Consider the following 13,582-nt stretch of genomic DNA (forward strand, 5'->3'; position numbering starts at 1 on the left):
TCGGCAACGCTAGTGCGTCGTCGATGGCGCGCACTATACGGAGCGTCTTTTTAACTGTAAACCCCTGGCATCAAAAAAACCTGGAAAATTTTACCAGTGGCATTTAAATCAGCGTTGCGGTGTCGATAAAGGGCTTTAGATGGGCTGTCATAGCCTGAAATTTCCCGTTTCATTACGCCTATGCCAAACTAACCCGCATATAGACAAGGTGAAAACTCTCTAATGGCCGATTGGCAGTCCCTCGATCCCGAGGCCGCTCGTGAAGCGGAAAAATATGAAAACCCTATTCCTAGCCGCGAACTGATCCTTCAGCACCTTGCTGATCGGGGTTCGCCTGCTAACCGCGAGCAGCTGGTCGAAGAGTTTGGTCTGATCACGGAAGACCAGATCGAAGCCCTGCGCCGCCGCCTGCGTGCCATGGAGCGCGACGCTCAGCTCATCTATACCCGTCGCGGCACCTATGCGCCGGTGGACAAGCTCGACCTGATCCTCGGCCGCATCAGCGGTCACCGTGACGGCTTCGGCTTCCTGGTCCCGGACGACGGCAGTGACGACCTGTTCATGAGCCCGGCGCAAATGCGCCTGGTGTTCGATGGCGACCGTGCCCTGGCCCGCGTTTCCGGCCTGGACCGTCGCGGTCGCCGCGAAGGCATGATCGTCGAAGTGGTCTCCCGTGCCCACGAGACCATCGTCGGTCGCTACTTCGAAGAGGGCGGTATTGGCTTCGTGGTGGCGGACAATCCGAAGATCCAGCAGGAAGTGCTGGTGACACCGGGCCGCAATGCCAGCGCCAAGATCGGTCAGTTCGTCGAAGTGAAGATCACTCACTGGCCGACGCCACGCTTCCAGCCGCAAGGCGACGTGGTTGAAGTCGTGGGCAACTACATGGCGCCGGGCATGGAGATCGATGTCGCTCTGCGCACCTACGACATTCCTCACGTCTGGCCTGAAGCGGTCTTGAAAGAAGCCGCCAAGCTCAAGCCGGAAGTCGAAGAGAAAGACAAAGAGAAGCGCATCGACCTGCGCCATCTGCCGTTCGTGACCATCGACGGTGAAGATGCACGCGACTTCGATGACGCGGTCTACTGCGAAGCCAAGCCAGGCAAGCTGCGCCTGTTCTCCGGTGGCTGGAAGTTGTACGTGGCGATCGCCGACGTTTCCAGCTACGTGAAAATCGGTTCGGCCCTGGACAACGAATCCCAGGTTCGCGGCAACTCGGTGTACTTCCCCGAGCGCGTGATTCCGATGCTGCCTGAGCAGCTGTCCAACGGCCTGTGCTCGCTGAACCCGCACGTCGATCGCCTGGCCATGGTTTGCGAGATGACCATCTCCAAATCCGGCGAGATGACCGACTACTGCTTCTACGAAGCGGTTATTCACTCCCATGCCCGCCTGACCTACAACAAGGTCAGCGCCATGCTCGAAACGCCGAAACTCACCGAGGCGCGTCAGCTTCGCGGCGAGTACAACGACGTTCTGCCGCACCTCAAGCAGCTTTACGCACTGTACAAAGTGCTGCTGGCCGCTCGTCACGTGCGTGGCGCGATCGATTTCGAAACCCAGGAAACCCGGATCATCTTCGGGACCGAGCGCAAGATCGCCGAAATCCGCCCGACCGTTCGCAACGACGCGCACAAGCTGATCGAGGAATGCATGCTGGCGGCCAACGTGGCCACCGCCGAATTCCTGAAAAAGCACGAAATTCCTGCGCTGTATCGCGTCCACGATGGCCCGCCACCGGAACGTCTGGAAAAACTGCGCGCCTTCCTCGGCGAGCTCGGCCTGTCCCTGCACAAAGGCAAGGACGGCCCGTCGCCGAAGGATTACCAGGCATTGCTGGCGAGCATCAAGGACCGTCCGGATTTCCATCTGATCCAGACCGTCATGCTGCGTTCGTTGAGTCAGGCGGTGTACAGCGCCGATAACCAGGGTCACTTCGGCCTGAATTACGAAGCCTATACCCACTTCACCTCGCCGATCCGCCGCTACCCCGACTTGCTCACGCATCGGGCGATCCGCAGCGTCATCCATTCGAAAATGGACACCCCGCACGTTCGCCGTGCCGGTGCGATGACCATTCCGAAAGCGCGGATCTATCCGTACGACGAGGCGATCCTGGAGCAGCTCGGCGAGCAATGCTCGATGAGCGAGCGCCGTGCCGACGAAGCGACCCGCGACGTGGTGAACTGGCTCAAGTGCGAGTTCATGAAAGACCGCGTAGGCGAGTCGTTCCCGGGTGTGATCACCGCCGTGACCGGTTTCGGCCTGTTCGTCGAACTGACCGACATCTACGTCGAAGGCCTGGTGCACGTCACCGCGCTGCCGGGCGACTACTACCACTTCGATCCTGTGCATCACCGCCTGGCCGGTGAACGTACCGGCCGCAGCTTCCGCCTTGGCGATACCGTTGAAGTGCGCGTAATGCGCGTCGACCTCGACGAACGCAAGATCGACTTCGAGATGGCTGAAAAAACCATCAGCGCGCCGATCGGCCGCAAGAAGCGCGGAACGGAAAAAACCGAGCCAGCCGCAAAGACGGCTGCTAAAACCGCTGCTGAGCCTGCACCGGCGAAAACCGGTCGTCGTCCTGCCAAGGAAAAGGCTGTCGAAGCCTATCGCCCAAGCGATGCTGCGGCGAAAAATGCCGAGCTGCGTAAAAGCCGTGAATTGAAGCAGGCCTTGCTGTCTGAAGCGAAAAGCGGCGGTAAAGCGGCGTCTGGGGGAAAGACCGGACGGTCGGCGCCTGACAAGGCTGCCGGCGGCAAACCAGCCAAACCGAGTAAACACCGCAAGGGCCCGCCGAAAGCGGGTTCCGCTCCAGCTGCCAAAAGCGGCGGGGTACGTAAACCTAAGGCCAAGTCATGAGTCAGTTGGAAAAAATCTACGGCGTGCATGCCGTAGAAGCGTTGCTGCGTCACCACCCCAAGCGCGTCAAGCAGATCTGGCTGGCCGAAGGCCGCAGCGATCCGCGGGTTCAGACGCTGATCGAGCTGGCGAACCAGAATCGCGTAGCGGTCGGCAACGCCGAGCGTCGCGAGCTGGATGCCTGGGTCGATGGCGTGCACCAGGGCGTAGTGGCGGAAGTGAGCCCGAGCCAGGTCTGGGGCGAGGCGATGCTCGACGAACTGCTCGATCGCACCGAAGGCGCGCCGCTGTTGCTGGTGCTCGACGGCGTGACCGACCCGCACAACCTCGGCGCTTGCCTGCGCTCTGCCGATGCGGCAGGCGCGCTGGCGGTCATCGTGCCGAAAGACAAGTCGGCCACGTTGACTCCAACGGTACGAAAAGTCGCCTGTGGCGCAGCGGAAGTGATTCCATTGGTGGCCGTGACCAACCTGGCGCGCACCCTGGAAAAGCTCAAGCAGCGTGGTTTGTGGGTTGTCGGTACGGCGGGCGAGGCTGAGCAGAGTCTGTATCAGCAAGACCTCACCGGCCCGACCATCCTGATCATGGGCGCGGAAGGCAGCGGCATGCGCCGCCTGACCCGCGATCTTTGCGACTATCTGGTGCGTCTGCCGATGGCGGGCAGCGTCAGCAGTCTCAACGTTTCCGTGGCGACCGGCGTGTGCCTGTTCGAAGCCTTGCGCCAGCGCGGCGTCAAAGCCGCCGGAACCGCCAAGAAGTCCTAAGCCAGTTGTAATCCCTGTGGGAGCGAGACCGGCTTGCCGGCGAAAGCGGAGTAACATTCAGCATCAATGTTGAATGTTATGCCCCCTTCGCGGGCAGGCTCGCTCCCACAGTGGTTTGTGTTTGGTCGAAGATCAGTGACTGTTCAAATAATCACCAATTGCCTTGCACCTCTCCCGCCCCTTCTCTACAATTGCGCCCCTTGCTGTGACGGCAGGCACGCATGTGTCTATCGCAAGCAAGTCCATAAGTGTCATTCACTCCTTGTCTGACCGCTTTTGAGCGGCAGGCTACAACCCGTAAGGAGCATTCATGCGTCATTACGAAATCATCTTTTTGGTCCACCCGGATCAAAGCGAGCAAGTCGGCGGCATGGTTGAGCGTTACACCAAGCTGATCGAAGAAGACGGCGGCAAAATCCACCGTCTGGAAGATTGGGGCCGTCGTCAACTGGCCTACGCAATCAACAATGTTCACAAGGCTCACTACGTGATGCTGAACGTTGAGTGCACTGGCAAGGCCCTGGCCGAGCTGGAAGACAACTTCCGCTACAACGATGCAGTGATCCGTAACCTGGTCATCCGTCGCGAAGAAGCCGTTACCGGCCAATCCGAGATGCTCAAGGCTGAAGAAAACCGCAGTGAGCGCCGTGAGCGTCGCGACCGTCCTGAGCACGAAGGCGCTGAAAGCGCTGATAGTGATGACAGCGACAACAGCGATAACGCTGACGAGTAATCCACGGACCTTTTGAGGAGCCTATTACATGGCACGTTTCTTCCGTCGTCGTAAATTCTGCCGCTTCACCGCTGAAGACGTGAAAGAGATCGATTACAAAGATCTCAACACCCTGAAAGCTTATGTATCCGAGACCGGCAAAATCGTTCCAAGCCGTATCACCGGTACCAAAGCACGTTATCAGCGTCAGCTGGCCACCGCTATCAAGCGCGCCCGCTTCCTGGCCCTGCTGGCCTACACCGACAGCCACGGCCGCTGAGACCGGGCAGTCGACACGTAGCAAAGGATTGAAAGCATGCGTGCCTTAGCTGAGTTCATCATGCGCGGCCGTATGCAGGCCACTCTGGTAGTGGCCGGATGCGCTGCATTGCCGTTGTTGTATTGGTTGGGTGCTGCCGCTGGATGCTTCGTGCTCCTGCGGCGCGGATTGAAGGACGCGTCGAGCGTACTTGCTCTGGGATTGCTGCCGGCATTGATCTGGTGGCTTTACGCCGATGACCCACGCTCACTTCTGGTGCTGCTGGGGTCTTGGAGCCTTGCGTTGGTTTTGCGCGCAAGTGAATCCTGGAACCGCGTGCTGCTGGTCAGCATAGCGATGGGAGTGGTGTTTTCAGTGGTGCTGGGGACGGCTTTTGGTCCCCAGATCGAGATGCTGGCGCAGGCTTTGATAAAAGTCATGCCGTCGCTACTCGGTGATGTCTACCAGAAGTTGTCGGTAGACGAGCAAGCGCATTTTGCGTCCCTGATTGCACCGGTCCTGACCGGCCTGATTGCGGCTTTGTTGCAAATCGTCAGTGTGCTGAGCCTGATTGTCGGGCGCTACTGGCAGGCGTTGTTGTACAACCCGGGTGGTTTTGGTCGCGAGTTTCGCGCCATCCGATTCCCGCTTTTACCAGCGATGTTGCTGCTGGCGTTCATGCTTCTGGGGCCGAACATCGGTCCGCAGATGGCCATGTTGACGCCGTTGTGCAGTGTACCGCTGGTGTTCGCCGGGCTGGCCCTGATTCACGGGCTGGTGGCGCAGAAGCGACTGGCCAGGTTCTGGCTGGTGGGGTTGTACGTCACGCTGTTGCTGTTCATGCAGCTGATCTATCCGTTGCTGGTGGTCTTGGCCATCGTCGACAGCCTGATTGATTTTCGCGGTCGATCGACGCCGAAAGACGTCGATAGCGCGAACGGTGAAGGTTAAAAGTTAAGAGGATTTTCACATGCAACTGATCCTTCTGGAAAAAGTCACCAATCTGGGCAACCTGGGTGACAAAGTGAACGTTAAGGCTGGTTACGGTCGTAACTACCTGCTGCCTTACGGCAAAGCTACCGCTGCGACCGCTGCCAACCTGGCTGCGTTCGAAGAGCGTCGCGCTGAGCTGGAAAAAGCCGCAGCAGACCGTAAAACTTCGGCTGAAAGCCGTGCCGCCCAACTGGCTGAGCTGGAAGTGACTATCACTGCCACCGCCGGTGACGAAGGCAAGCTGTTCGGTTCGATCGGCACCCACGACATCGCTGATGCACTGACCGCCTCTGGCGTTGAAGTGGCAAAAAGCGAAGTTCGTCTGCCGAACGGCACTATCCGCAACGTAGGCGAATTCGACGTAGCCGTGCACCTGCACGCCGAAGTTGAAGCCACCGTACGCGTTGTCGTGGTAGCAGCTTAAGCAGCACTTGTCGGCTGGCACCCTCGGGTGCTTGCCGGTAACATCGGGCACGATCCTGTTTACAGGTCGTGCCCTTTGTCTTTCTGTAACCCCTGCTTTTCATAAATCAAACAAGTGGCCATGAACGATATCTCCGCTCCCGAGCAATACGATCTGCAAACCGCTGCCCTGAAGGTGCCGCCGCACTCCATCGAGGCCGAACAGGCCGTGCTCGGTGGTCTGATGCTGGACAACAACGCCTGGGAACGCGTGCTCGATCAAGTCTCCGACGGCGATTTCTATCGGCATGACCACCGCCTCATCTTCCGCGCGATCGCCAAGCTCGCCGACCAGAACTCCCCGATCGACGTCGTGACCCTTGCCGAGCAATTGGACAAGGAAGGTCAGACCTCGCAAGTCGGTGGCCTCGGTTACCTCGGTGAGCTGGCAAAAAACACGCCGTCCGTCGCCAACATCAAGGCGTATGCGCAGATCGTCCGCGCCCGGGCAACCTTGCGACAGTTGATCGGCATTGCCACCGAGATCGCTGACAGCGCCTTCAATCCGGAAGGTCGCTCCGCGGAAGAGATCCTCGACGAAGCTGAACGGCAGATCTTCCAGATCGCTGAGGCCCGGCCAAAAACCGGCGGCCCGGTGAGCGTGAACGACCTGCTGACCAAGGCCATCGACCGTATCGACACCTTGTTCAACACCGACAACGCCATTACCGGCCTGTCCACCGGTTACACCGACCTCGACGGAATGACCAGTGGCCTGCAACCGTCTGACCTGATCATCGTCGCCGGCCGTCCATCCATGGGTAAAACCACCTTTGCGATGAACCTGGTGGAAAACGCCGTGCTGCGCAGCGACAAATGCGTATTGGTTTACTCGCTGGAGATGCCAGGCGAATCGCTGATCATGCGTATGTTGTCGTCCCTCGGCCGGATCGATCAGACCAAGGTCCGTGCTGGTCGCCTGGAAGACGACGATTGGCCGCGCCTGACATCGGCGGTCAACTTGCTCAACGATCGCAAGCTGTTCATCGACGATACGGCCGGTATCAGCCCGTCGGAGATGCGTGCACGGACCCGGCGCCTGGTGCGTGAGCATGGCGACATCGCCCTGATCATGATCGACTACCTGCAGTTGATGCAGATCCCGGGCTCGGGCGGCGACAACCGGACCAACGAGATTTCCGAAATCTCCCGTTCCTTGAAGGCCCTGGCCAAGGAATTCAACTGCCCGGTGGTGGCGTTGTCCCAGCTCAACCGCTCCCTGGAGCAGCGGCCGAACAAACGCCCGATCAACTCCGACTTGCGCGAATCCGGAGCGATCGAGCAGGATGCCGACGTAATCATGTTCGTGTACCGGGATGAGGTTTATCACCCGGAAACCGAGCATAAAGGCATCGCCGAAATCATCATCGGCAAGCAGCGGAACGGCCCGATTGGTACGTCGCGACTGGCGTTCATCGGCAAGTACACCCGCTTTGAAAACCTCGCGCCTGGCAGCTACAACTTCGACGACGAGTAAAACTGGCCGAAAACATTCGGCCAGCTGTCCTTCTGCCCCTTTAAATCGTTACTGCGTGGGCGGCGTACCCGAAGGACCGGCAAGCGGCACATCAACAAGGGGGGGCTCGCTCAGTTCTTGCCTGGTCAGCGTTTCGATCAATACGGCTTCAGCTTTCGCAAGCTCTACTTGCACGTCTTTGGCTTGCGCTCCATGCGCTTCCTCCAATAGTTGCCTTGCCTCAAGAGCCGCGTCGAGCGTCGCCATACGATCCTGAAACGGCTGGCGGTGTTCTTCGAATCGCAGTTGGTATTTGTTGGCCAGGAATTCCTGCCAGAATTCTCTCGACACCAGTGCCTGGAATTCTTCAGGCGAATTGTCCAGTGCCACGACTTTGTTGTAAGCGGCATCCAGCACTGCCGTTGAAACTTGCCCCATGCCAATGAAGACAGCTTTCTCGGGTTGCCCCGGAAGTTGCAGCCTGTCCTTGAGTTGGAAGCGATAGGCGAGCCTGATCTCGACTTCCTCGGCCAAACGATTACGGTGAGGGTGTTTCTCCGCTTCCGGGATCCTCGGATCGTTGATTATTGCCTCGCTCTGAGCGATGTCGGCCGATGCGATTTTGTCGACTTCGTGCAAGCGGAACAGACCTCTGGAGAACGTCGACAGTTGAAGGCCTTCAGTCTGATCTTTCGCTCTGGAGCGGGCGCTGTGCATCATCGCCCTGGTTTCCAGGTTAGAGAATGTGAACGCTGCGCGATCAACACAGGCGGCATCGCCCGCCCGATTAAACAATTCCCGGCGCAAACTGTCGGAGTCCGGATTATTTTCGGTAATGGTATCGATCATCGCCCAAACCCGTCGTTGAAGATCTGCATGGGTTTTGCTGTCGTGAACAAGCCTCGCAAGCGTGTTGAACAGACCGTCCGAGCCAGTTTGGTTACGCAATTCATTCCATTTAATGCGTCGGGCTGACACTTCACTGGCCGATAACCCTTGGGTCCAGCGCGCGAACCGTTCTTCTGCTACTGGTACCTGGGGGGCGCTGCTGTGCAGAGAGCGTGTAGACGTAATGAATAAATTGTTCGGTCCGGTCATGGGATTTTCGGCTTCTATCAAGCGGGCGACATAATTTCTCAACTGCGTCATGGTGCCATTGGATAGGGGATTGCTGGATATATTGGTCACGTTATTGATCCTCGACGATATTGGTGGCATTGCGTCTTTCCCGCTCGTCGTGCCTGGCTCTGTTGAGGTGCGATTCCGACTGTTCCAGGTGCTGATTGGCATCTGCAATCAGCCTGGGCAGGGCTCTGTCTTGTGCCGGTACCGTCCGGCGCCATTCTCCGTCCCTGCGTTCGTAGGTTCGCAAGACCCGTGCCGGGTTGTTGGGGTCTATGACATCGATCACCTCGTCGTTTGTCACGGTGCGACGCGGCTGACCGACACTGACTTTGTAGACTCCGTGGTGTTTGACGCGAAAGATTCGTCTGGGCGTCGGTGCCGGCCCGCTTCTGTCTTGTGCGGGGATGAAGTCGAAATCAATGGGCTGATCGTGGGCCGGTAGCGCCGAGGTGTTTGTCTGGTCTCGGTGATAACGCGCCACCTGGGTCTCCAGTGCGGTTTCGAAGGCCTGGATGGCCTCGGTGATTTCACGCCGAGAGTTGGCTTGAGGTGAGCCTGGCGGCAGGTCGAGATCTTCGTATGAGCCTCTGATTGCCGCGCTTTGGTCGAGCAGACCGGTCAGCACCGCGATGCGAGCGACCTCGGGAATATGCTCGATCCCCCGGAATGCAGATGTGGTCTCCAAAAAAGAACTGCCCAGTTGTGCCGCTTCGGAGTCATTGTTGCCTGGGTCGTCCGTCAGTAGTCGGCTTCGGGCTTCGACCCAACCGGAAGTTACTTCATAAATCTCCGTCGGGTCATAACCCAGTTCGGCCAACTCGAGCGCCGAGGAACGCGAGTTTGTCTGGATCTCATTTGCAACTTTCTGGCACTTTTCCAGAATGTTCCGTTTATTCGTCAGGTGTTCGGCGATCGCTTGATAGGCAGTTGCCGCGTCATTGATTGGCCGAATCTCCAGAAATTTGCGCGCATCGCTGACAACAATGAGACGGTTGTAACCTGCAACTTTGAATTCCCGAAGTTCATGCAGTTCGTTTCTATAAACGCCGTTTGCTTTGATAAGAATCAGCCAGTCGCGTTCGTTCACGTACTTGGTGGCCAGATTTTCCAGTAACGTGAGTTCTCTTCGAATTTGCACTTCCAGGAGTATCAGGGCGGTTCTTTCACCTTCTGTGCCAACGGCGCTCTCCCAACTAGACGTTAATTGGAGTCTCCTCTGTCTGGTCGCCTCAAGCATGCCGGCCTCTGCATACAATTGGCCGATCTGCTCGGCAAATTGCCTTTGCAACGGACTGTTCAGTCCCGCCTGCATCCCGCCCGCGCCGGGCACACGGGTTCCCACCCAGCCGTCCTGAGGATCGAAAACAATCGGCTCCGATCTTCCCGAGCGCGTCGCGACATAAACGTTGTTGTCGTCCAGGGCGACAGGATCCTCTGCCCGCACGATGCGCATCACGGGGGTTTGCGGCGACGATGCCCCAAGATCATGCAGGACCTGATAGGCGTGGTGCTCAATGACAATGTAGAGCTTGCCATTGAATCGGTGCAGCCCGTCGCTGCCCGGGTCGACGCCGGTGAAGTCCAGACTCGTGCGGAAGGCTTCGAGGCGGGTGGAGGTCAATGGATAGGTCGTTGACTCAAAGTCATCCAGCGGGTGCCAGAGCTTGCTTTCGGGGTCCCGCACCAGCACCGGGCCTGAAGGCTGCAGTTCGTTTGGCAGTCTGGCCCGATACAGGCCGGTCTGCGAATCTGTTGCGACATGCACGATGCCGCCCCCGGACACGTCGACGTACTGACGGCCCTTGAAGATTCTCACACCCTGTGCGTCGGCATCGGGGAGCTGAGACGCCGAGGCGATCCAGTAATGCTCCAGCGGCCGTCGCGCAGGCGGTGGGGCAGTTTCAGGCACGGAAGATGTCTCGCTGACCGTTACGGGTGGTGCAGGCGTAATTGCATCAAGGTCGGCGTCCCCCGGTGTTTTGACTGGCCCTGGGGGATTCTCAGGAAGTCTCACGGTTGACGGGCCAAAATCGACACGTGGCACAGTGTCGGCCTGCGGTGTGTGCCCGTCCGACGGTCGCGTGGGGCGGGTGTGGATATCGGCTGTGGTTGTGCCTCTGGGAGGCGGTTTTGGCGACATGAATTTTTCATCCTTGAATGGTTGCCGCATCAGCACCTGGAAACGGGAGGCTGAAGGGCCATTTGGCTTCATTGCCGGTTTTTCGCTTCACGTCTCTGCAAAGCGCGTAAGTGTTCGGTTCGGGTGGTGTGAGGCACCGGCTCAAATAGAAACCGACCACTGTCGTCGGAATTGGTTAAATTTTGTGCTATATTCCGCGCCCGCGATTTTTCATCTCAACACCGGTCATCGACATGCAAGCAGCCAAGCCGTTATTTGACTATCCAAAATATTGGGCCGAATGTTTCGGGCCAGCGCCATTCCTGCCGATGAGCAGGGAGGAGATGGATCAGCTCGGCTGGGATTCATGCGACATCATCATTGTTACCGGTGATGCCTACGTCGATCACCCGTCGTTCGGCATGGCGATCATCGGCCGGCTGCTGGAGTCCCAGGGCTTCCGCGTCGGGATCATTGCCCAGCCAAACTGGCAGTCCAAAGACGACTTCATGAAGCTTGGCGAGCCGAACCTGTTTTTCGGTGTCGCGGCCGGCAACATGGACTCGATGATCAACCGCTACACCGCCGACAAGAAAATCCGTTCCGATGACGCCTACACCCCCGGTGGCCTGGCGGGTAAACGTCCGGACCGCGCGAGCCTGGTTTATAGCCAGCGCTGCAAGGAAGCCTACAAGAACGTGCCGATCGTGCTTGGCGGCATCGAAGCCTCCCTGCGCCGCATCGCCCACTACGATTACTGGCAGGATCGGGTTCGCAATTCGATCCTGATCGACGCCTGCGCCGACATCCTGCTCTACGGCAACGCCGAGCGCGCGATCGTCGAAGTCGCCCAGCGTCTGTCCTACGGTCACAAGATCGAAGACATCACTGATGTGCGCGGCACCGCGTTCATCCGTCGCGATACGCCAAAAGACTGGTACGAAGTCGATTCCACGCGTATCGACCGTCCGGGCAAGATCGACAAGATCATCAACCCGTACGTGAACACGCAAGACACCCAGGCCTGCGCCATCGAGCAGGAGAAAGGGCCAGTTGAGGATCCGAGCGAAGCCAAGGTCGTGCAGATTCTGGCCAGCCCGAAAATGACCCGCGATAAGACCGTGATTCGTCTGCCGTCGGTTGAAAAAGTCCGTGGCGACGCCGTTCTTTACGCTCACGCCAACCGCGTGCTGCACCTGGAAACCAACCCGGGCAACGCCCGTGCGCTGGTGCAGAAGCACGGCGAAGTCGACGTCTGGTTCAACCCGCCGCCGATTCCGATGACCACCGAAGAAATGGACTACGTGTTCGGCATGCCCTATGCGCGCATTCCGCACCCGGCGTACGGCAAGGAAAAAATCCCGGCCTACGACATGATCCGCTTCTCGGTGAACATCATGCGTGGCTGCTTCGGTGGCTGCACCTTCTGCTCGATCACCGAGCACGAAGGCCGGATCATCCAGAACCGTTCCGAAGAGTCGATCATTCGCGAAATCGAAGAGATCCGCGACAAGGTCCCGGGCTTCACCGGCGTCATTTCCGACCTCGGCGGCCCGACCGCGAACATGTACCGCATCGCCTGCAAGACCCCGGAAATCGAATCCGCGTGCCGCAAGCCTTCGTGCGTGTTCCCGGGCATTTGCCCGAACCTGAACACCGATCACTCGTCGCTGATTCAGCTCTATCGCAGCGCCCGTGCCTTGCCTGGCGTGAAGAAAATCCTGATCGCATCCGGCCTGCGTTACGACCTTGCGGTCGAGTCGCCGGAATACGTCAAGGAGCTGGTGACCCATCACGTCGGTGGTTACCTGAAGATCGCCCCGGAACACACCGAGGAAGGTCCGCTCAATCAGATGATGAAACCGGGCATCGGCAGCTATGACAAGTTCAAGCGCATGTTCGAGAAGTACTCCAAGGAAGCCGGGAAAGAGCAGTACCTGATTCCGTACTTCATCGCTGCCCACCCGGGCACCACCGACGAAGACATGATGAACCTGGCCCTGTGGCTCAAGGGCAACGGCTTCCGTGCTGACCAGGTGCAGGCGTTCTACCCGTCGCCGATGGCCACCGCCACCGCGATGTACCACTCGGGCAAGAACCCGCTGCGCAAGGTCACTTACAAGAGCGACGCCGTGACCATCGTCAAGAGCGAGGAGCAGCGCCGCCTGCACAAGGCGTTCTTGCGCTATCACGACCCGAAGGGCTGGCCGATGTTGCGTGAAGCGCTGACCCGCATGGGCCGCGCTGACCTGATCGGGCCGGGCAAGAATCAGTTGATTCCGTTGCATCAGCCAGCCACCGACAGCTACCAGAGTGCCCGTCGCAAGAACTCGACGCCGGCTGGCAGCCATAAAGTGGCCGCGGAGAAGACCACCAAAATCCTGACTCAGCACACTGGCCTGCCACCGCGCGCCAGCGATGGCGGTAACCCGTGGGACAAACGTGAACAGGCCAAGGCTGCGGCGTTCGCCCGCAACCAGCAGGCGGCCAAGGAGCGCAAGGACGCGGCCAAAGGCAAAGGGCCAAAGCCTGCGCGCAAGCCGGTTGTACCGCGCTAAACGCTGAGCGCTGTTAACAGAACGCCAACCTTCGGGTTGGCGTTTTTGTGTACGGCAAACAAACGACGTATTCAGCGCCAGATAATCGGGTGTGGCTACTGGCCCTTTCGCGAGCAGGCTCGCTCCCACAGAGATTTCTGTCGTTCACAAACTCCGCATCCACAGAAAAACCTGTGGGAGCGAGCCTGCTCGCGAAGAGCCGGTACAGCCGCAGCAAATTCTGGCTGACAACCCCCGGTCGCAACATTTCTGTGCAACTCCTTCGAACC

General features: G+C 58.8%; 10 protein-coding genes. 8 read left to right on the forward strand and 2 right to left on the reverse strand.

Features of this window, described 5'->3' with window-relative positions:
- The first annotated feature begins 222 nt into the window (after positions 1–222).
- The 7 genes from rnr (at position 223) to dnaB (ending at position 7,532) form a co-directional block, all read left to right on the forward strand.
- On the forward strand, positions 223–2,865 hold the full coding sequence (gene rnr / locus ACA041_RS02480) for a ribonuclease R (RefSeq protein ID WP_497439736.1): 2,643 nt from the start codon (positions 223–225) through the stop codon (positions 2,863–2,865).
- Entirely contained in the window at positions 2,862–3,629 is a 768-nt protein-coding gene (rlmB, locus tag ACA041_RS02485) for a 23S rRNA (guanosine(2251)-2'-O)-methyltransferase RlmB (protein WP_497439737.1), read from the forward strand. Before rnr ends, rlmB begins: the two co-directional genes overlap by 4 nt.
- Positions 3,630–3,939: 310 nt before the next feature.
- Positions 3,940–4,362, forward strand: coding sequence for a 30S ribosomal protein S6 (rpsF, locus tag ACA041_RS02490; protein WP_003217491.1), 423 nt, complete (start codon positions 3,940–3,942; stop codon positions 4,360–4,362).
- A gap of 28 nt (positions 4,363–4,390) precedes the next feature.
- Complete coding sequence (gene rpsR / locus ACA041_RS02495) at positions 4,391–4,621, forward strand: 30S ribosomal protein S18 (RefSeq protein ID WP_002551829.1); 231 nt, start codon at positions 4,391–4,393, stop codon at positions 4,619–4,621.
- A gap of 36 nt (positions 4,622–4,657) precedes the next feature.
- Positions 4,658–5,551, forward strand: a complete 894-nt coding sequence (locus ACA041_RS02500) for a hypothetical protein (RefSeq protein ID WP_497439738.1) — start codon at positions 4,658–4,660, stop codon at positions 5,549–5,551.
- A gap of 19 nt (positions 5,552–5,570) precedes the next feature.
- Positions 5,571–6,017, forward strand: a complete 447-nt coding sequence (gene rplI, locus ACA041_RS02505) for a 50S ribosomal protein L9 (RefSeq protein ID WP_003197251.1) — start codon at positions 5,571–5,573, stop codon at positions 6,015–6,017.
- Positions 6,018–6,137: 120 nt separating this feature from the next.
- Complete coding sequence (gene dnaB, locus ACA041_RS02510; RefSeq protein WP_033055553.1) at positions 6,138–7,532, forward strand: replicative DNA helicase; 1,395 nt, start codon at positions 6,138–6,140, stop codon at positions 7,530–7,532.
- Positions 7,533–7,580: 48 nt separating this feature from the next.
- Here dnaB and ACA041_RS02515 read toward each other — a convergent pair whose 3' ends face one another.
- Both ACA041_RS02515 and ACA041_RS02520 read right to left on the reverse strand, forming a co-directional pair.
- Positions 7,581–8,699 (reverse strand): NEL-type E3 ubiquitin ligase domain-containing protein, encoded by a 1,119-nt coding sequence (locus tag ACA041_RS02515; protein WP_497439739.1) that lies wholly within the window; start codon positions 8,697–8,699, stop codon positions 7,581–7,583.
- Position 8,700: 1 nt separating this feature from the next.
- A complete protein-coding gene (locus ACA041_RS02520; RefSeq protein ID WP_497439740.1) occupies positions 8,701–10,545 on the reverse strand; it encodes a hypothetical protein in 1,845 nt (614 codons plus the stop codon).
- 464 nt (positions 10,546–11,009) lie between these two features.
- On the opposite strand from ACA041_RS02520, the gene ACA041_RS02525 reads away from it, so the two are divergent.
- Positions 11,010–13,313, forward strand: coding sequence for a YgiQ family radical SAM protein (locus tag ACA041_RS02525; protein WP_497439741.1), 2,304 nt, complete (start codon positions 11,010–11,012; stop codon positions 13,311–13,313).
- Positions 13,314–13,582 lie beyond the last annotated feature (269 nt).

This window comes from Pseudomonas sp. LBUM1676, assembly GCF_059695605.1.

Coding starts and splice junctions, on each gene's coding strand:
- ACA041_RS02525 (WP_497439741.1), top strand. CDS start 11,010: ATGCAAGCAGCCAAGCCGTTATTTGACTATCCAAAATATTGGGCCGAA.
- rpsF (WP_003217491.1), top strand. CDS start 3,940: ATGCGTCATTACGAAATCATCTTTTTGGTCCACCCGGATCAAAGCGAG.
- rplI (WP_003197251.1), top strand. CDS start 5,571: ATGCAACTGATCCTTCTGGAAAAAGTCACCAATCTGGGCAACCTGGGT.
- rlmB (WP_497439737.1), top strand. CDS start 2,862: ATGAGTCAGTTGGAAAAAATCTACGGCGTGCATGCCGTAGAAGCGTTG.
- ACA041_RS02500 (WP_497439738.1), top strand. CDS start 4,658: ATGCGTGCCTTAGCTGAGTTCATCATGCGCGGCCGTATGCAGGCCACT.
- dnaB (WP_033055553.1), top strand. CDS start 6,138: ATGAACGATATCTCCGCTCCCGAGCAATACGATCTGCAAACCGCTGCC.
- rpsR (WP_002551829.1), top strand. CDS start 4,391: ATGGCACGTTTCTTCCGTCGTCGTAAATTCTGCCGCTTCACCGCTGAA.
- rnr (WP_497439736.1), top strand. CDS start 223: ATGGCCGATTGGCAGTCCCTCGATCCCGAGGCCGCTCGTGAAGCGGAA.